The organism is Algibacillus agarilyticus, from assembly GCF_003286125.1.
GTDB lineage: Bacteria > Pseudomonadota > Gammaproteobacteria > Enterobacterales > Alteromonadaceae > Algibacillus > Algibacillus agarilyticus.
Genome location: NZ_QMED01000027.1, coordinates 32,577 through 51,517, shown reverse-complemented (window position 1 = coordinate 51,517; position 18,941 = coordinate 32,577). Strand labels below are relative to the sequence as shown.

General features: G+C 37.5%; 16 protein-coding genes. 10 read left to right on the top strand and 6 right to left on the bottom strand.

Features of this window, described 5'->3' with window-relative positions:
- Positions 1-48: 48 nt before the first annotated feature.
- From DPX34_RS17145 to DPX34_RS17130, 4 genes are all read right to left on the bottom strand, one after another.
- Positions 49-1,815 (bottom strand): thiamine pyrophosphate-binding protein, encoded by a 1,767-nt coding sequence (locus DPX34_RS17145; RefSeq protein WP_111979677.1) that lies wholly within the window; start codon positions 1,813-1,815, stop codon positions 49-51.
- Between the two features lie 298 nt (positions 1,816-2,113).
- Complete coding sequence (locus tag DPX34_RS17140; protein ID WP_198673741.1) at positions 2,114-4,531, bottom strand: EAL domain-containing protein; 2,418 nt, start codon at positions 4,529-4,531, stop codon at positions 2,114-2,116.
- A 228-nt stretch (positions 4,532-4,759) separates the two neighbouring features.
- On the bottom strand, positions 4,760-5,353 hold the full coding sequence (locus DPX34_RS17135; protein ID WP_111979675.1) for a DUF5320 domain-containing protein: 594 nt from the start codon (positions 5,351-5,353) through the stop codon (positions 4,760-4,762).
- Between the two features lie 98 nt (positions 5,354-5,451).
- Positions 5,452-6,003, bottom strand: coding sequence for a hypothetical protein (locus tag DPX34_RS17130; protein WP_111979674.1), 552 nt, complete (start codon positions 6,001-6,003; stop codon positions 5,452-5,454).
- 300 nt (positions 6,004-6,303) lie between these two features.
- Between DPX34_RS17130 and ccoN the strand changes: the two genes are divergently transcribed.
- The 9 genes from ccoN to fnr all read left to right on the top strand — a co-directional run bounded on the left by ccoN (position 6,304) and on the right by fnr (position 14,145).
- Positions 6,304-7,740 carry a cytochrome-c oxidase, cbb3-type subunit I gene (ccoN, locus tag DPX34_RS17125; RefSeq protein WP_111979673.1) on the top strand — a complete coding sequence of 479 codons (1,437 nt, stop codon included), beginning with the start codon at positions 6,304-6,306 and terminating at the stop codon, positions 7,738-7,740.
- Between the two features lie 12 nt (positions 7,741-7,752).
- Positions 7,753-8,367 carry a cytochrome-c oxidase, cbb3-type subunit II gene (gene ccoO, locus DPX34_RS17120; protein WP_111979672.1) on the top strand — a complete coding sequence of 205 codons (615 nt, stop codon included), beginning with the start codon at positions 7,753-7,755 and terminating at the stop codon, positions 8,365-8,367.
- Between the two features lies 1 nt (position 8,368).
- Positions 8,369-8,557: a cbb3-type cytochrome oxidase subunit 3 gene (locus DPX34_RS17115; RefSeq protein WP_111979671.1), complete on the top strand. Its 189-nt coding sequence runs from the start codon at positions 8,369-8,371 to the stop codon at positions 8,555-8,557.
- Position 8,558: 1 nt separating this feature from the next.
- Positions 8,559-9,527 carry a cytochrome-c oxidase, cbb3-type subunit III gene (ccoP, locus tag DPX34_RS17110; protein ID WP_111979670.1) on the top strand — a complete coding sequence of 323 codons (969 nt, stop codon included), beginning with the start codon at positions 8,559-8,561 and terminating at the stop codon, positions 9,525-9,527.
- A gap of 68 nt (positions 9,528-9,595) precedes the next feature.
- On the top strand, positions 9,596-10,096 hold the full coding sequence (locus DPX34_RS17105) for a FixH family protein (protein WP_111979669.1): 501 nt from the start codon (positions 9,596-9,598) through the stop codon (positions 10,094-10,096).
- Positions 10,033-12,462 carry a heavy metal translocating P-type ATPase gene (locus DPX34_RS17100; RefSeq protein WP_111979668.1) on the top strand — a complete coding sequence of 810 codons (2,430 nt, stop codon included), beginning with the start codon at positions 10,033-10,035 and terminating at the stop codon, positions 12,460-12,462. Before DPX34_RS17105 ends, DPX34_RS17100 begins: the two co-directional genes overlap by 64 nt.
- Entirely contained in the window at positions 12,459-12,656 is a 198-nt protein-coding gene (gene ccoS / locus DPX34_RS17095; RefSeq protein ID WP_111979667.1) for a cbb3-type cytochrome oxidase assembly protein CcoS, read from the top strand. Before DPX34_RS17100 ends, ccoS begins: the two co-directional genes overlap by 4 nt.
- A gap of 5 nt (positions 12,657-12,661) precedes the next feature.
- Positions 12,662-13,309, top strand: a complete 648-nt coding sequence (locus tag DPX34_RS17090; RefSeq protein WP_111979666.1) for a sulfite exporter TauE/SafE family protein — start codon at positions 12,662-12,664, stop codon at positions 13,307-13,309.
- Between the two features lie 113 nt (positions 13,310-13,422).
- On the top strand, positions 13,423-14,145 hold the full coding sequence (fnr, locus tag DPX34_RS17085) for a fumarate/nitrate reduction transcriptional regulator Fnr (protein ID WP_111979665.1): 723 nt from the start codon (positions 13,423-13,425) through the stop codon (positions 14,143-14,145).
- 11 nt (positions 14,146-14,156) lie between these two features.
- On the opposite strand, the gene tyrA is transcribed toward fnr, so the two are convergent.
- Positions 14,157-15,143, bottom strand: a complete 987-nt coding sequence (tyrA, locus tag DPX34_RS17080; protein ID WP_111979664.1) for a bifunctional chorismate mutase/prephenate dehydrogenase — start codon at positions 15,141-15,143, stop codon at positions 14,157-14,159.
- Positions 15,144-15,149: 6 nt separating this feature from the next.
- Complete coding sequence (locus DPX34_RS17075) at positions 15,150-16,205, bottom strand: 3-deoxy-7-phosphoheptulonate synthase (RefSeq protein WP_111979663.1); 1,056 nt, start codon at positions 16,203-16,205, stop codon at positions 15,150-15,152.
- A 379-nt stretch (positions 16,206-16,584) separates the two neighbouring features.
- Here DPX34_RS17075 and DPX34_RS17070 point away from each other — a divergent pair, with 379 nt between their 5' ends.
- Positions 16,585-18,870, top strand: coding sequence for a GGDEF domain-containing phosphodiesterase (locus DPX34_RS17070; RefSeq protein ID WP_111979662.1), 2,286 nt, complete (start codon positions 16,585-16,587; stop codon positions 18,868-18,870).
- Positions 18,871-18,941: the final 71 nt, after the last annotated feature.

The following is an 18,941-nucleotide window of genomic DNA, read 5'->3' as shown; positions in this document are numbered from 1 at the left end:
TATATAAATATAAACCACTGTTAATTAACAATTAATAGACTATAAAAATTATTTATAACCTGTAATTGAACCTTGCTCATTATTACGTAAATTATTGACTCTATTCATCATGGGCGGCACTTCGTCAGGATCAATCCGCACATCAATTAAAGTCGGTACTTTAAGTGTAAACAATTGATTGATGTCGAGTTCATCAAGCTGTTCAGGTGTTTCAATAATAATACCGTTTGCTCCTTGCGCAACGGCTAAAGCCGAAAAATCAACTTTATTTAACTGCCAACCAATCGACTCCGCATTGTTAAGATTTTGACCATGGCGGATCATGCCAAATGCCGAGTCATTTAAAACAATAAACACAATGGGTAAAGTATGTTGCACAGCCACGCCAATTTCATGTGAACTCATTAACCAGGCACCATCGCCTACAATACACACGTGCGGTTCATTACGAGCAGCAAAAGCTGAGCCTATAGCAGCACCAATAGACCAAGCCATACTACCAAAACCCATTGCAACACGATAATAACCTTGATTAGCACTACCAATTAAATAGTGTGTTGCCCAAGCCCAAATATTGCCGGTATCAATGAAGACCCGTGTATGGGTAGGTAAACTAGAAGATAAACAGGCCATTAAGCGTTGCGGTTTAATAGGTACGTCGTTTGAAAAACATTTTTCTTCATTAATTAACGATACATAGCTATCTAATGAATTACTGGTTATTTTAATATCAAGCCCATACCAAACTCGACGCCATTTATGAGCTTCGTTGACTTTATCTAGCAGAGTGTTAAAAATAGTATTTAAGTCACCACAAACATGTAATTTAGCCATAGGAGAACGACTAAAGCTCTCAACGGATGAATCAATATGAATGAGCTTTTCAGTGAGGACCTCTTCGTCAACACAACCAAAACCCATTTCGGTAATTGTTGCCCCAATAGCAAATACTAATTCAACATCAGGGTGTTCAAATATATCACGTGCAGAGGTATGCCCTGCATAACCTAAAACACCTCGGTAGAGAGGATGGCGTTCATTGACCCAACGTTTACCCATAGGGCCCGAAACAAAAGGCGCATTTAATGCTTCGGCAAATTGTTCTATTTGATTATAAGCACGCTCACAACCATGACCAATGAACAGAGCAACTTTATCTACATCCGTAATTAAATCAATAAGTGTGTCAAGCGCACGTTTGTCGGTTAAAATAGCCCGATTCATTAAATAATTAACATGAATGTTAGCTTTATTCTTTTCGTATGGCACTTGTAAAACATCAGATGGGATAGAGATATGTACAGGGCCTTTAGGCGATTGCATTGCTTCCATTAACGCCGATATAAGTTTGGTTTCAAGTTGCTCGTGATGCGAAACCAAAGCATTAAATTTTGTGCAATTTCTAAATATGCCAACAGTATCAATAGCGGTTTCACTAGAATCTTGAAGCGGTTTTTTACCGAATTTGGGCAATGCCGTTTGCGCTGAGATCACCAACATGGCTGATCTATCAACCGAAGCAGAAGCAACCCCAGTTATTAAGTTTGTTGCACCCGGCCCAGTAGTCGAGCATACAACACCGAGTTTACCCGTTTCTCGGTAATAACCATCGGCCATAAAAGCGGCCGCACATTCATGCCGAGCAATAATAACTCTGGGGCCCCCATTGCGCTCAGACCGAGCTAATGCATTAAAAAAAGGTTCGATAGCACCGCCAGGCACACCAAAAATATATTCAACACCAAGTTGGCGTAAATATTCTAAAATAAGATCGGCGTAATCATTAATAACTAAACTTGAAGTATTTACCGTCATAAGAACCACATTTCGTCGTCATTTTTAAAGCAATTATGCAACAGAGTACACTAAATATGGCAAGTGGCGATACTAGTTTTAATAATTAATTACAATAATATCAATCATTTATATCTATACCCAAGTAAAGAACAAGCTCAATGAAAGTACAAAACCATTAGCCTTTTATAAATATAAAAAGTAGAACAACGAATGTATGTCATTTCAGGTGGAATGGAGAGAACAAGAAAACAACGAAAAGTTATTTCCTTGTTAATACAATTGAACATTGATGAATAATTAACCCGACTGTGGGCAATTACTGTTTATTTAAAATAACCTCTACCGGCATCGGTTTACCAATATGATAACCTTGGGCATATTGCACGCCAAGGCAATCAAGAGCAATTAAAATAGCTTCATTTTCAACAAATTCTGCGACGGTTTTTTTATTAAGCGCTTGCGCTGTTTCATGTATCGCTTTAACTAATGCGGCATCAGTCGGATCTTCCATCATGTCTTTTACAAATGACCCATCAATTTTAACGCTCGATGCAGGTATTTGTTTTAAATAAGCAAAAGTACTAAAGCCTGTTCCAAAGTCATCAATCGAAAACGAGCACCCTACTTCATTTAAGCGGTTAACCATTCGTTGTGTGCCGGTCAAATTACTTAAACTATCGGTTTCGGTTAATTCGAAAATCACTCGGCTCGGATCAACATGATAAAACGCTAATTTGCTTTCTATAAAAGGTAATAAGGCTTGATCGGAAAAAGCTTGCGCAGATAAATTAATCGCGACTTTAGCTATGCACTCGTATTCAGCAATTGTTTTAAGCACTTTACCAATCACATGACGGTCGAGAAGATTCATGTCTTCTGCTTTTTCAAGAGAAGGAATAAAATCACCAGGATAAACAATTTTATTATCGACCATCAAACGAACCAGCGCTTCGTAATAAACTATTTCTCGTGTTTTAACATCAATAATAGGTTGAAAATGTATAACGATATTATCTTCAACTAAAGCCGCTTGTAATTTTTGCGCCCAGTCAAAGCTTTGCTTTAAATCATCGGTTAACTTGTCGGATTCGAGGTAAACATGAACACAGTTTCGCCCTTTATGCTTAGCCGCAAACATTGCAATATCAGCTTGCTGTAAGTATTGATCATAAGATAATGCACGGCCATCTATCACCGAAATACCTATACTGCAGCTAACTCGATATACATTTCCATCAAATTGAAAACTAGACTCTGCAATCGCCTGACAAATAGATTGCGCAAAGACTTCAGCTTCTTCAACTTGTGTATGGTGTAATAAGTAAACAAACTCATCACCACCGATACGGCACAGCAAATCATCTTTTAATAATTTTTCAGATAAAATATGGGCTATTTCTTGTAAGACTAAATCGCCTTGATGATGACCTTGAGAATCATTGATCACCTTAAAGTGGTCGAGATCTAAATAAAGTAAACAATGGTGAGTTTTATTTTTAGCCGCCGCTTGGCCAATGCTTAATAACTCGTTTTCAAAATAGTATCGATTATTTAAGCCAGTCAATGAATCATGTAACGCGACATGTCTTAATCGAGTCTCTGCTTTTTTACGCACTGAAATATCATCAATCGTACCCGCAATACCAATTAATGTATCGTTTTCATCGTAATAGGGCGATAAATTAAGTTCACACCAAATAGAAGCGCCATCTTGTCGGGCTAATTTGAGTTCAACATAATAGTTAGTCTTATGGCCGTGTAAAAGATCAAATATCGATTTTTCAACCGTTTCAGTAAAGTTAGATTCAGAATCATGCACAAATTCGGTAAACAAACGGCCAATGGATTCGATGACTAAAAAGCCAAATAATTGATACCAAGCGTCGTTCAAAAAGCTGATCCGGCCTTCATAGTTTAATTCTAATACAACAGAGTTCAAACTGTCTAAGATTCGATAATGTGTTTGAGACAACGACTGAAATTTTTGCTGCTCAGTTTCAAGTGCAACAGAACGGGCAGCAAATTGCATATTACTAACCATAAAATCTTCATGTTTAGATGCTATATCACATACGCGTCTTAACTGTTCAGCTTTAAAAGGTTTTTGAATATAATCGGCAGCGCCCTTCTCCATCATCAGCCCAGCTAAATCAACTGTACCGTGCGCAGTCATCATAATAACGACTTGATTAGGTTTGAGGCTTAATAATACATCCAGTACTTCTTCACCTGATAACCCCGGCATCATGACGTCGAGTAATACAAGATCATAATGCTTTTGTTTAAATAGATTAATCCCTGAATCGCCGTCATAAGCAATATCGACATTAAAAGTTTGCCTAAGCATACGCTGGACTAGATGCGCAGTGTCTTCGGTATCTTCTATGACAAGTAAATCTTGAGGGTTGTTTAAGTTTCCTACATTGCCAACAACTTGAGCACTAATATCGTCAAGGTGATTAATGTCTTGAAAAGTGATCACGCGGTTTATATCAAATAGGCGTGCGGTTGCTTCGGCTAATCGTGCACAATAGTTATCGACAACGAGTAGGATAGGAATTTGTGGACCAGAGGGAAAAACGCCAGAGCGGATTAATCGACTTAGCCGCCAACCATCAACACTGCCAATTTCAACTTCGGATATAACCAAATCAACTTGATGTGTTTTAAGAAATGAAACCGCATCGAGGCTAGACTCAACCCAAGTTATTTGATCAACTTTCGATTTAAACAACGATAATGCAATTTGACTAATTGGAGATTTTTTTAAAATTATTAGTATATTCAACGTCTTAATCAACATTCTATGGTTATATATTCCCCCAGTTTAAAGGGCAACCCTGTTAAATTTCAACTATTTTTAATGTAATTAGAGCCTAAAAGGTTAATTTAATTAAAAAGATTTTATTATTAATCTTTTTAATCCCCCTCTTTAGCTACAGCGACAACTGATAAAATCCACTTAATTAAGCAAATATTGCCACGCAACTAAACTGCCAATCACAATAACACCTAGGCTGATAATAATAGGGAGATATTTCTCTAAAGCGCTAGGTTCATTATCAAAGTCTAATTCATCAAATTTAGCTTGGTTAAGTTCTGGGCTGGGTTCGTATATATCATCATCTAGCGCTAATAAATCGTCTTCTTCATCTGCTACGTCCAAATCTTTTTTATGTACATATTCATCAACAAATTCACTTAAACTATTCATTTGCGCTTTAACATCTGCAATTTCGTTTTGCAATGAACGAACTTGTTGTTGCAATAAAGTGACCTGAGTATTTGTTGACGGCGGTGGAGAGTCTATTTCTTTATTAACAGACGGGGCTTGACTCACCGTTAATTTAATTCCATGGGTTAATAACAATTTTGCCATTTTACTTGCTTCTGCTTTATCAGTTAGCGTCCGCAAAATACATTTTTTACCCGTTGTTAACACTGTTTCGGCTTTTAATTCATCAATATTAGCAACTTTAGCAATTAGCTTTACTTGTTTTGAAAACGCTAATGACGTATCAAATGTCCCTAAATAAATGATTTTATATTGATTCATATTATTAAATTTTCCGAATTTAGGCTCGCACTGTTTAAGATAAATTAAAGCACCTTTGATGCATTAACTAAAACGTTCTCATTAAATATATATTATTTTTACATCTCTGTTTTAAAAACATATAAATACGTTTGCTGCTGATACATATCTTGCATTGTACTATCGGTTTTAGCAGCCAGTGTATCGGCATTTTGTTGAACAAATACCGGTATTGAAAAATCTAAGTTGATGGTCAATAGCCAAGTCATTTCGGGTTCAATACAAGCTCCCAACATAAACGAGCCTCGCCATACACCTTTTACCTGATCATGTTTGAAATTGACTGGAATAAACCCCATTTGCATATTAAGGCCTTCTATTTTACTTTCAATCTGTAATTTATCGTGTATTTCATCATTAAAAGGTGCATCAAAAGTCATAACTATTTCATTCAATGTTTCAATTTCAATCGGCTTTTGATTTATTTTGATCGTATAGCTAGCCGCTGTCTTATTTATCGTTTGTTGGCAATTTTGCACTGATAAATCACAAAGTTGGCTTGATGAATGTGTAACAGCCTGTTTTTCAGATAGATTTAAAAAAATAAAAACAGTCAACAATAGCGCTAAAAATGACGTAATTAAAACAAGTTGCTTATTTTTTGTTTTCAAATTTTTAACTCATTAAATAATTTAAGCCACTATATTGACTTAAATCATGTTTTTTTTAAACCCGACTATATTTTTTGACGCAAAAAACGTATCATCTGCCGCGCTTTTGCACCTAATTTAAGCGAATTAGCTAATTTGTTATTTTTTTGATTAATAAATCAGCAAATTTGCTTTAAAAATAAAATTAGCTTTTCAAGCTAGTGCCCTTGGTGCAGAAAATTGTAGTAAACAATACGATTTAACGAAAAATCGAATTTGAGACCATAAGCTTTATAGTTTATTGATTTGGAAGAGACAATAATGAGCTCAACAAGTTCTATATCACCTAATTACAACTTTGATGTTGTAAAACAGTTTGCCGTAATGGCTGTCGTTTGGGGCATCATTGGGATGTCTTGCGGTGTTTTAATCGCAGCACAACTCGTTTGGCCTGAACTAAATTTTGATACCCCTTGGTTAACCTTTTCACGCATAAGACCTTTGCATACTAATGCTGTTATTTTTGCATTTGGTGGTTGTGCGTTGTTCGCAACATCTTATTACGTTGTTCAGCGTACCTGTAATGTTCGCTTATTCAGTGACAAACTCGCCAAATTTACCTTTTGGGGCTGGCAGGTTATTATTTTAAGTGCGGTTATTTCGCTTCCGTTAGGCTACACAACGTCTAAAGAGTATGCAGAATTAGAATGGCCAATCGATATTTTAATTGCTGTCGTTTGGATCGCTTATGCCATTGTGTTTTTTGGCACCATCGTTAAACGTAAAACCTCACATATTTATGTTGCTAACTGGTTCTACGGTGGCTTTATTTTAACCGTTGCTGTTTTGCATATCGGTAACAGTATGGCGATTCCGGTTAGCCTGACTAAGTCATATTCCATTTATGCAGGTGCTGTCGATGCAATGATGCAATGGTGGTATGGACATAATGCAGTAGGCTTTTTCTTAACGGCTGGCTTTTTAGGGATGATGTACTACTTTGTACCAAAACAAGCTGAACGTCCGGTTTATTCATATAGACTCTCAGTTGTTCACTTCTGGGCACTTGTATCGTTATACATTTGGGCTGGTCCGCATCATTTACATTACACCGCCTTACCTGATTGGACTCAATCAATTGGTATGGTGATGTCCGTTATCTTATTTGTGCCTTCGTGGGGCGGTATGATCAACGGTATCATGACCCTATCAGGTGCATGGCATAAATTAAGAACCGACCCAATCTTACGATTCTTAATTGTTTCACTTTCTTTTTATGGTATGTCGACGTTTGAAGGCCCGATGATGGCAATAAAATCAGTAAATGCATTATCTCATTATACTGATTGGACTGTTGGTCACGTTCACTCTGGTGCTTTAGGTTGGGTTGCCATGGTTTCAATTGGTTCGCTTTACCATATGATCCCTAAATTATTTGGTAAAGAACAAATGTTCAGTACTAAATTAATTAATATTCACTTCTGGTTAGCGACTATCGGCGTAGTGCTTTACATTGTAGCCATGTGGATTTCAGGTGTAATGGAAGGCATGATGTGGCGCAGTGTTAATGCTGACGGTACATTAATGTATAGTTTTGTTGAAATTGTAGCAGAGAAAAAACCTTACAATATCCTACGTTGGATTGGTGGTTGTTTTGTTGTTACGGGTATGGTGTTAATGTTATTTAATGTTATTAAAACCATTACTTCTGATAAACGTGCCGACAAAGCTAATAACTTAGCTGCGCAACCAGCATAAGGAGTAACGGACATGAGTAATAAACAAAACAAGCATGAAATACTTGAAAAAAATATAGGTTTGATGGCGATATTCACCATTATTGTTATCAGTTTTGGTGCATTAGTTGAAATAACACCGCTTATATTTCAAAAGCAAACCACTCAACCGGTTGATGGTTTAGAACCCTATACCGCATTACAAATGGAAGGTCGTGATATCTACATTCGTGAAGGGTGTAATAACTGTCACAGTCAAATGATCCGTCCTTTCCGTGCAGAAACAGAGCGTTATGGTCACTACTCTGTTGCAGGTGAATCGGTATGGGAACATCCGTTTTTGTGGGGTTCAAAACGTACAGGTCCAGATTTAGCACGTGTGGGCGGTCGTTATTCAGATGATTGGCATCGTGTTCATTTAATCAATCCACGTGCTGTTGTACCTGAATCAAATATGCCGGGCTTTCCTTGGTTAGCTAAAAACATTATTACTGGTGAATACACCGCTAAAAAATTAAGTGTTTTTAAAGACTTTGGCGTGCCTTATACCGATGAAGATATTGCCGGTGCACAGGCTGCGGTTAAAGGTAAAACAGAGATGCAAGCGCTAATAGCTTACTTGCAAACGTTAGGCACGGCGCTTAAATAGTATGGACTACGGTACTTATCGAGGCGTTTACACCATAATCATGATGCTGGTATTTGGCGGCATCATTTGGTGGGCCTATAGTAAAACAAGTAAGTCTAAGTTTGATGATGCAGCTAATTCTATTTTTGAAGAAGATAATCAAAAAGAAGCGGTCGACAAGCAAGCTAATGATAAAGAATTGAGGAAGTGACATGAGTACGTTTTGGAGTGCTTGGGTTATTATCATAACCCTAATCTGTTTGGCTTTCGTTTTCATCACCTTGTATTTAAATCAGAAAAATTATACAGGTGTGGAAGAAGGCGAAGAAATGGGCCACGAGTTTGATGGCATTAAAGAATTAAACAACCCGTTACCTAAATGGTGGCGAAACATGTATTGGGCAACCGGTATATGGGCTATTTTTTATTTAGCGCTTTACCCTGGCTTAGGGAGTTTTGAAGGTTTATTTGGTGGTTGGAGAAGTTCAAACCAAGATATTCGTTCAATTGCAGAATCTAAAGCGGCTGTAGTCGCCTCTAAAGAAGCCGGCATTCGCGTTGCATATGACAAAGAAATAGTGCACGCCGAAGAAGTGTTTGGCCCTATTTTTAAAGCATTTGCAGAAAAAAATATCAACCAGCTCTTGGCTGATGATGACGCACTGGAGATTGGGCAGCGCTTGTATCTACAAAACTGTTCACAGTGTCATGGTTCAAATGCACGTGGTGGTGAAGGCTTCCCAGACTTAACCGATAAAGATTGGTTATACGGTGGTGAGTTTGAGCAAATTAAACAAACATTAATGCACGGCCGAAAAGCGGCAATGCCAGCTTGGCAAGCATCGCTTGGTGATCAGGGCATTAAAGACATGACAGCTTATGTATTAACCTTAAGTGGTCGTGAAGCAAAAGAAGGCTCTGCCGCTGCCGGTAAAGCTCAATTTGCCATTTGTAGTGCTTGTCATGGTACTGAAGGCCAAGGTAGCTTAGCATTAGGCTTGCCGATGGGTGCACCAAACTTAACTGATGATATTTGGTTATACGGTGGTTCAGAGCGTGCAATACAAGAGACACTAGCCTATGGACGTAACGGTGTTATGCCCGCTTGGAAAGACATCTTAGGTAAAGACAAAGTTCACTTAATTTCAGCTTATGTTTACAGTTTATCTAACAGTAAATAAGGCATCGCAGTAATACACTATTAAGCCCTGTTTCGTGCAGGGCTTTTTTATATAAGCATGAATAATAAATGACAGACAACGACAACAAACGTCCTTGGTATAAAGAGCCCTGGACTTGGTTTTTAATAATTTTACCTTTCACAAGTGTGAGTGCCGCCGTTTATATGATTTCAACCTTTAACAATCATAATGTTGAAATGGTGGTCGATGATTATTACAAAAAAGGCAAAGCGATAAACCAAGAGCTTAGCCGTATTAAACTCGCAAAAACCTACGGTTTAAGTGCCATTCTCGATGTGCAAGGCAATAATATTCTTTTAGATGTCAATAAAGGAAAAAATGCACCGGAGTTAGCCGCTTTATCGATTAGCTTTTACCATTCCACTTTATCGGTACGCGATTTTAAAGTGATGGCAACACAACGTGCTAATGGCATTTTTCAAGCGTCAAGCGACAAATTATCCAATGGTAATTGGCAAGTCACGGTTGAACCCCATGATAAATCATGGAAAATTCAACAGCGGGTCACGCTACCTTTAGAAGAAAAACAGGTTTTATTGCCTCGATGAGTTTAAGCTGTTTTCATTGTACAGAGCTCGTTCCCGATAATGTGCATTTATCTGTGCGAGCAAACAATCAAGATAACGCTGTCTGTTGTGAAGGCTGTAAAGCGGTTGCTGAAACCATTCTTGCAGGCGGTTTTGCCCAATATTATCAATTTAGAACAACAAAAAGCCCAACGATTTCGACTGCAGCCAAGCTTGATGAATATTTAAAATATGACGAGCCTGCGATCCAAGCTGAATTTATTACTGAATTATCGAATACAGAAAGAAAAGCCGATATAGCCATTGAAGGTATGCATTGTGCGGCCTGTGCTTGGTTAATCGAACAGCGCTTACTGCTTATTGAAGGCGTGAGTAAAGTGCAAGTTAACTCAACAACACAACGTGCACAAATCAGTTGGCGCACAGAGCAATTAAGTGTTAGCGATTTATTCAAAGCGATTAATGAAATTGGTTACCATGCCCACCCCTTTAAATTAAGTGAACAAGAAGTCAGATTTAAGCAAAAAAACAGTCAATTTTTAAAGCGAGTCGCGGTTGCAGGGCTCATGACAATGCAAATTATGATGCTTGCTTTTGCAATGTATTCAGGTGTTATTGAACCAGAATTTGAATTATTTTTTCGTTGGGTCAGTTTAGTACTGACTTTACCTATTTTTTGCTATTCGGCCTATCCCATTTTTAGTTCAGGCTGCAGGGCCGTATTAAATAAAACCGTTAATATGGATGTACCGGTATCTATTGCGATTATGGGCACCTTTATCGCCTCTTTATATGCCACCATAACCCAAACGGGTGAAGTCTATTTTGAATCCGTTTCTATGTTTACCCTCCTTTTATTATTAGGGCGGTATTTAGAGCACAATGTGAAGTCAGCAGCGGCGAGTGTAACCGCAAATTTATTAAAACTGATCCCGTTATCCGCCACTTTAAAACAAGAAGATGGTACTTATACAGAAACGTCTGCCCGTGCTCTAATACCTGGCCAAGTAATAAGGGTGCTTGAAGGTGATGCATTACCCGCTGATGGCTGTTTGATTAATAAAACCTGTTACATCGATGAATCAATGTTAACGGGCGAGAGTGAGCCCGTACAAAAACGAGAAGGCGATCAGGTATACGCAGGTTCAATATTAGCTAGCCAAACAATTGAGCTTACGGTATCGGCTGCAGGCGCTGCAACAACACTTTTACAGATCGCAAGTTCAGACGCACAAATAAGTTCAAATTCATCTTTTGTTGGCGTTGCCGATAAATTAGCAAAGTACTTTGTCAGTGCGGTCTTATTAATTGCAGCGGTCACTTTTTTCGTTTGGCAGTTTTTACTCGGCGGTAACGGTTTTTGGCCAATGATTGCGGTCTTAGTTGCAACCTGCCCTTGTGCCTTATCATTAGCCATGCCAACAGCTATGACAGCCGCAGCGACCTCATTAAAACGTAGTGGTATACTGGTTAATAGTACACAAGCACTTGAAACATTTAGTAAATTGAAAACGCTGGCCTTTGATAAAACCGGAACACTCACTAAAGGCACGTTAGCCATTGAGCATTGTGTTTGGTTTTCACCCACGTTATTAAATTCAAAATCAAAACAAGATGAATTACTGAGTATTGTCGCCGCTATTGAAAGCCATTCAGCGCATCCTATTGCCAGCGCTTTCAAGCCATATATCAGCAATAAGGTTGTCTCAGATATCAATATCACAGCGGGCAAAGGCATTGAAGGTTATTACAACGAACAACATTTAAAAATCGGTAATGCTGATTACATACAACACCTCATACCGAGTGAACATCAAGCTGCACGTATTTTTATTACTAAAGGATCTGAACTCATGGGGGCAATTTACCTATCAGATCCGTTACGTGAAGATAGCAGTTCGATGCTCTCAGCACTGACATGTAATAAAATACTCTTGAGTGGTGATAAACAAGATTCAGTTGAGAGCGTTGCTAAACAGCTAAAATTACCGTTTGAAGCAGGATTATCACCAGAAGATAAAGTTCAACGTTTAGTCAAATTACAACAGACCGGTTTAGTGGGCATGGTCGGTGATGGGTTAAACGATGTAATGGTTCTGGCACAAGCTGACGCGAGTGTCGCTGTCGCAAATGCTTCAGATTTAAGTAAACAAAAAGCCGATATTATTTTAATGAATGGCCAATTAAGTTCTATCAATACGCTGTTTAGTCACTCCATAAAACTAAACTTAATAATTAAGCAAAATTTATTATGGGCGCTTAGTTACAACACGCTTGTATTACCGCTCGCATGCATGAATATTTTATCGCCTTACGTTGCAGTTTTAGGCATGTCACTTAGCTCTTTGTTAGTTACTATTAATTCAACTAGATTACTCAAAAAATGAATGTTATTTACGTTTTAATCCCAATCGCTATTGTCATTATATTAATCGCTATTGCTGTCTTTTTTTGGGCTGTAAAATCGGAACAATTTGAAGATTTAGATCGCCAAGGCCACAGTATTTTATTTGATGAAGAGCCTGATCAAGCAAATAAAAATAACGAACAACGAAAAGACCAACCATCAAATAACGATTAACACTTGTGCTTATTTCACTCTTTACCGCATTTTCGATTGGCTTTTTAGCTTCTACTCATTGCATCGCAATGTGTGGAGGTATTGCAGCCAGTTTAGGTCAATCGACGACATTAAGTAAAATAATCACTTATCAATTGGGTCGAATTTGTACTTATTCGCTACTGGGTCTAATTGTTGGACTACTAGGCGAATTTACATTATCAGCTTACTCCGAAGCTTTACTCCTGCTTAAGTTATTAGCAGGCTTCCTCGTTATTTTAATGGGATTATATATCGCGAGATGGAGTTTTTTATTGACAAAATTTGAAGCTTTATTTGTCCCTATCTGGCGCGTTATCCAACCTCAAGCGGCACGCTCACTCAGTTTAAACTCTTATTATCATCGTTTTATCGCAGGCTGCTTATGGGGGTGGTTACCTTGTGGATTGGTATATTCTACGTTAGCTTGGTCTGCTACCTTTACTGATAGCCAGTTATCACCACTATTGATGCTATTTTTCGGCCTAGGCACATTACCTTCAATGTTGCTTACATCGATATTTTCACAACAAATCTTAGGGTATTTGAAGAATAATAACGTAAAAAGAGTGTCGGGGAGTCTACTTATTATGTACGGTAGCTACACTATTTACATTGCCCTCTTGCAACTCTGATCCTTTACCGATTAAACTTAAAGAACAAGGATTTAAGCACCAGTAATCACCTACTCTATTTTCAACATTAACGAGTTTAGTGCTTTGACTGACCGCTACATAAAAGGTTAAATATGCAAAAATCAAATTTCGATTGTTCAGTCTCATGTCAAAATTGCAGTATTAGTCAACTTTGCCTCCCTGTTGCATTAAATCAAACTGATTTAACAAAACTCGACGATATTGTAGAGCGTAAACAACCTTTACAAAAAAACGAATTTATTTTTAAAGCGGATAAAGAGTTTAAATCGCTTTATGCTGTTCGTTCGGGCTCATTTAAGTCTTATACATTAGCCGATAATGGCGATGAGCAAGTGACTGCATTTCATCTACCCGGTGATATTATTGGGTTTGACGGGATCAATAGCCGTAAACACCCAAGCTTTGCGCTTGCACTTGAAACATCTCTTGTTTGTGAGATACCTTATGACACACTCGATGACATGTCCGTTGCCATGCCTGAATTACGCCATCAAATAATGAAGTTAATGAGTAATGAGATCACCACCGACCAAGCACTCTTTGCACTGTTAAATAGAAAAACAGCAGAACAAAAGTTAGCGGCGTTTATTTCAAGCTTATCTTATCGATTTAAGCAACGAGGTTTTTCAGCAAAAGAATTTCGTTTATCAATGACCAGAGCCGATATAGGTAATTATTTGGGTTTAACAATTGAGACAATTAGCCGTTTGCTGAGTAAATATCAAAAAGAAAAGCTAATCGAAGTGAATGGTAAATTTATTACTCTACTTGATCCCAAAGGATTAGAAGCGATTTCTGGAATCAAAACACAATAAAGTATAAACGTTTACTTCCATAAAATACTGTTATGTTTTTTTACGGTGTGGTGTGCGGCTTCGAGTAAGTCGCTACTTTCTTCTAAAAAATGTTCAGCAAAATCGCCAAACCAATCGGTCACTTTGCTAAACTCTTTTTTAAACTCTTCTTTGCAACCCTGCTCTAGCAATTCAATGCCTTTTTGGTAATGCAGCATATACCGCTTTAATAAATCAAAGTTATCGGCATTAGAAAAAATAATGTCGGCGTATAATTGAGAGTTTTGTGCAAACAAACGACCAACCATCGCAATCTCTAAGCGATATATTGGAGAGCTAATGGCGATTAGTTCCTTTAAGTCAGGGCTTTCTTGTTGTAAATGTAAACCATAAACAAACGTCGTAAAGTGACGCATTACCTGGATAAAAGCCATCGCTTTATCATGTGATTCAGCCGTGGTGGCATGTAAATTTGCACCTTGCTGTTTAAATTCATCAAGTAACCACGCATAAGCGTCGGCTTGACGCCCTTGACAATGAACAATAACTTGATCGTCTAAATCTTCAACATCGGGACCAAACATCGGGTGCAAACCAACCACTGGTCCATTATGAGCCGCTAACATGGTTGCCAGAGGCTTTACTTTAATACTTGTTACGTCAGCTAAAATAGTCGTTTTAGCTAGATGTGGTGCTAACAAATTGATAATATTTTCAGTTTGATTGATCGGCACCGACACTAAGACTAATTCAGCTTTGGCGACTATATTATCAATATTTGACCAATCAGACTGCTCTACAACAGCAACCTGATGGCCAAACGATTTAAACCATTTTACAAAAAGTGAACCTAAACGACCGGCACCACCCACAACGACAATATTACGTCTTTGTAAAGCTATTGTCGTTTGATTGGTTTGTGCACTTAGTTGAGCTGCTAACGTTTGATATTCAGCTTGCATAGCTTCGATATTGCGTTGCAGCAAATCCATCTTTTGTTGTAAGGCTAAATCAGACATAATAGATTATTTACGCTTACCTAATGCCGCCGCGGCTTCACGCAATAATGCATCTGTTGATGGCCAATCAATACAAGCATCAGTGATAGATACACCATACTTAAACTCTGACTTATCAACGTTAGAAGGTTGGTTACCTGCATTAATATGACTTTCTAACATGATCCCCATAACCGATTCATTACCCGCTGTAATTTGTTGTATTACATCACGTGCAACCAGTGGTTGGTTTTCATGATTTTTACTTGAGTTACCATGGCTACAGTCAACGACAATTGCTTTTGGTAAGTTTGATTTTTCAAGCAATGCTTCACAAGCCGCAACATGTTCCGCTTGATAGTTTGGTTTTTTACCACCACGTAAAATAACATGACCATCTGGATTACCAGAGGTTTGAATAACCGCAACTTGACCACTTTGGTTTATACCCATAAATGAGTGACCCGATGCAGCAGCCTCTAATGCATTAATCGCGGTGCCTAAACTGCCATCAGTGCCATTCTTAAAGCCAACCGGCATTGAAAGACCTGAAGCCATTTCGCGATGTGTTTGCGATTCAGTTGTGCGTGCACCAATTGCTGACCAGCTAAATAATTCGGCTAAATACTGAGGGCTTATTGGGTCAAGCGCTTCAGTTGCCATCGGTAATTCCATTTCAGCGATCGCAATTAATAATTTACGCGCTTTGCGTAAACCAGCTTCTATATTAAAAGTGCCGTTTAAATCAGGATCATTAATTAACCCTTTCCAACCAACCGTGGTACGAGGTTTTTCAAAGTACACACGCATCACAACATAGATTGAATCACCTAATTCATCATGTAGTACTTTTAACCGTTTAGCATATTCAATAGCGGCATCAACATCATGAATTGAGCAAGGGCCACTAATAACAAGTAAGCGTTTGTCTTTACCATGTACGATGTCTGCAATCACTTGGCGTGATTTAGAAATAACATCAAGTGCATGCTGTGAAATCGGTAGTTCTTTTTTTAACTCTTCGGGTGTAACTAACACCTCTTCTGCATTTACATGCACATTGTTTAAAGTATCTTTAAGCATTTTAGGTCCGAGCTTGGAATTTAGAATTAGAGCGTGGTTTATATAAAATTAAAGTTACGTATTAATAATAGTAGGTAGAGAAGTACGATGTAAAATACAGCTGTAAAATTATCATTATTAATTACTATCTTGTTAATTCAATATATGTAGGAGCAACCCTATGATTCTTCACTGTATCGCCACTTTTAGCAAGTACATTTTTAGCCAGTTTGGTTATAAATCGAGTCGTTCTTGTCTAAGCCATCGAATTCAGTTGAATTATGGGTAGAAACAACCCTATTTTTTAAATTTAATGAGTATTGAAATATTATTGTGCATTTTCCAGTCTATTATTAATAAGCTACCTCATTTCTTACTGGAAACGGATACCTAATTAAAAATGAATATTTACGCTAAATTATTAGATCTAAAAACCCGCTTTATTTTTAGTTTGGTTTTGTTTCTTGGTCTGGGTTTATCCGTAATGGTTTATTTGTCTGCACAACGTGTTGCCACAACCACGCAAAACTTAGTCGACCATAATATTCCGCAATATCAATTAGTCGAAAAATTCAGATCAAACCTGATTGATCAAGAACGTTTACTGTATGAGTATTATGCAACCGATAATGGGTTGTTGTATCAAACTGACGATAGCGGCCATAATTTCACCAGTCAAAGTATTAAGACCAAAGCTTTACTCACTCAGTTAGCCAGTGAATTAAATGCTGATAAGCGCATTACGCAGTTGTCATATTTATTATCTTATATGGATCAAGAAGCGTTAATGTTGCATGCGAATATGGCATCAACTCATACCAACTGGGATCAAGCCAGAAGCAGTTTAAGTAAAATTGCGGATTTTAGAAACGACAGTGAACCATTATTAGTCAGTTTGCATGAAGATATAAAACAAGCCGTACAACAAGCCTATGAAGAGAATAATGAGCAATTACAAACGACCAATATAACGGTTTTTATTTATAGCTTCTCACTTATTATTATTTCTTACTTTGTCGCTAGATTATTAAAAAGTTATGTGCTTGAGTCGGCTAAGAGTAAGCGCTTAGCGTTATTTCCAATGGCTAACCCTAATCCAATTATTAGCTTAGATAACACGTTAACAATAACGTATACCAACCCAGCAACACATCGTTTGATGGAAAAGGTCTGTGCTGAAGGTAATTTATCGCCGACGTGTTTATTACCGACCTCATACCAACAAGATTTTTCAGCTCACTTAGCTCAAGGTGATGAGCATTTTCAAATCGAATATGCAATTAATTCAACTTTTTTGCTAGCTAACATTCATTGGCATGGTCTTAAAGGTGGTTTCGATGTGCATATTCAGGATATTACTGCGCAAAAAATGGCCCAGAGAAAGTTAACATTTCAAGCATTCCATGATCAAACATCTGGCTTAGCAAATCATCATCAATTATTAACGCATTTAGACGAGCTTGTTCAACAAGGCCTTTCTTTTTCGCTCGGTATGCTAGAAATACGGCATTTTAATCAATTGTTAGCCGGGCAAGGCATAGAAGCCTCGTTAACATTAGTCAAAACATTTTCTGAACAATTAAATAAGTCCATTTTACAATTTGAAAAGACTGATAATTTTCAGCTTTTTCATATTAGCCAACATGTTTTTGGCCTTATCATTCTTAATCAAACCGATGTTAATGCTTTAGAACAAACTTGTAAGCTTATTGAAGTTGAGATAGAAAAACCAATAAGTACTGAATGTGGTGAATTAAAAATAGAACTCGATTTTGGTTTTAGTTGTTATCCGCAACATGGCCAGCATAAAACCGATTTACTTAAACACACTCGTGCCGCATTAGACCAAGCCATTGAACATGAGCATAGTACCTTTGTTATTTATTCTGATAACCTAGGTTTACTGTTAGACAAGCGCTTAAATTTACAAAATGAATTGAGTTATGCACTAACGAAACAAGAGATTTGTCTAAACTTTCAACCACAATATGACATTCAAAATCAAAAACTCATCGGTATGGAAACTTTAGTTCGTTGGCACCACAATGGACAATGGATATCACCTGCCGAATTTATTCCAATCGCGGAACAAAGCGGTTTAATCATAAAACTAGGTGATTGGATATTATTACAAGCTTGTATATTTACTAAAACATTATTAGAACAAGGTTATGATTTAGTGGTTGCAGTCAATATTTCACCACGCCAATTTAGGCACCCTGACTTTATAAAAACCGTGTCGAGTACAATCAATCAAGTCAACATACCGGCAAAAAACCTAGAATTAGAGATCACGGAAGGTGTTATTTTAGGAAATGAACACGATACGATTGAAGTATTAGATCAATTGCGTAGTTTAGGAGTTCAACTGTCGATTGACGATTTTGGTACGGGTTATTCTTCATTAAGTTATTTAACGCACTTTCCGATTGATAAATTAAAAATTGATCAAGCGTTTATAAAAGAGCTTGAGCTTAACCCTAAAGATCAATCTATTGTGCAAACCATTATTGATTTAGGTCGTAACTTAAATCTGACTTTAATCGCAGAAGGGGTCGAAAAACAAAAACATTGGGATTTATTGCATCAGATGGGATGCCATGAAATACAAGGGTACTTTTATAGCAAACCATTAACCGCTGATGCATTCATCAATTTTTTGCAAACAACAAATAAATCAAACTAAACACGTTTAAGACTTGGTTTTTATCCAGTAACACTAGATAATTAGTTTATGTTGTTAAAAGCGAAACTGGA

Coding starts and splice junctions, on each gene's coding strand:
- DPX34_RS17145 (WP_111979677.1), bottom strand. CDS start 1,815: ATGACGGTAAATACTTCAAGTTTAGTTATTAATGATTACGCCGATCTT.
- DPX34_RS17135 (WP_111979675.1), bottom strand. CDS start 5,353: ATGAATCAATATAAAATCATTTATTTAGGGACATTTGATACGTCATTA.
- ccoN (WP_111979673.1), top strand. CDS start 6,304: ATGAGCTCAACAAGTTCTATATCACCTAATTACAACTTTGATGTTGTA.
- ccoO (WP_111979672.1), top strand. CDS start 7,753: ATGAGTAATAAACAAAACAAGCATGAAATACTTGAAAAAAATATAGGT.
- DPX34_RS17115 (WP_111979671.1), top strand. CDS start 8,369: ATGGACTACGGTACTTATCGAGGCGTTTACACCATAATCATGATGCTG.
- ccoP (WP_111979670.1), top strand. CDS start 8,559: ATGAGTACGTTTTGGAGTGCTTGGGTTATTATCATAACCCTAATCTGT.
- DPX34_RS17105 (WP_111979669.1), top strand. CDS start 9,596: ATGACAGACAACGACAACAAACGTCCTTGGTATAAAGAGCCCTGGACT.
- DPX34_RS17100 (WP_111979668.1), top strand. CDS start 10,033: ATGGAAAATTCAACAGCGGGTCACGCTACCTTTAGAAGAAAAACAGGT.
- ccoS (WP_111979667.1), top strand. CDS start 12,459: ATGAATGTTATTTACGTTTTAATCCCAATCGCTATTGTCATTATATTA.
- fnr (WP_111979665.1), top strand. CDS start 13,423: ATGCAAAAATCAAATTTCGATTGTTCAGTCTCATGTCAAAATTGCAGT.
- tyrA (WP_111979664.1), bottom strand. CDS start 15,143: ATGTCTGATTTAGCCTTACAACAAAAGATGGATTTGCTGCAACGCAAT.
- DPX34_RS17075 (WP_111979663.1), bottom strand. CDS start 16,205: ATGCTTAAAGATACTTTAAACAATGTGCATGTAAATGCAGAAGAGGTG.
- DPX34_RS17070 (WP_111979662.1), top strand. CDS start 16,585: ATGAATATTTACGCTAAATTATTAGATCTAAAAACCCGCTTTATTTTT.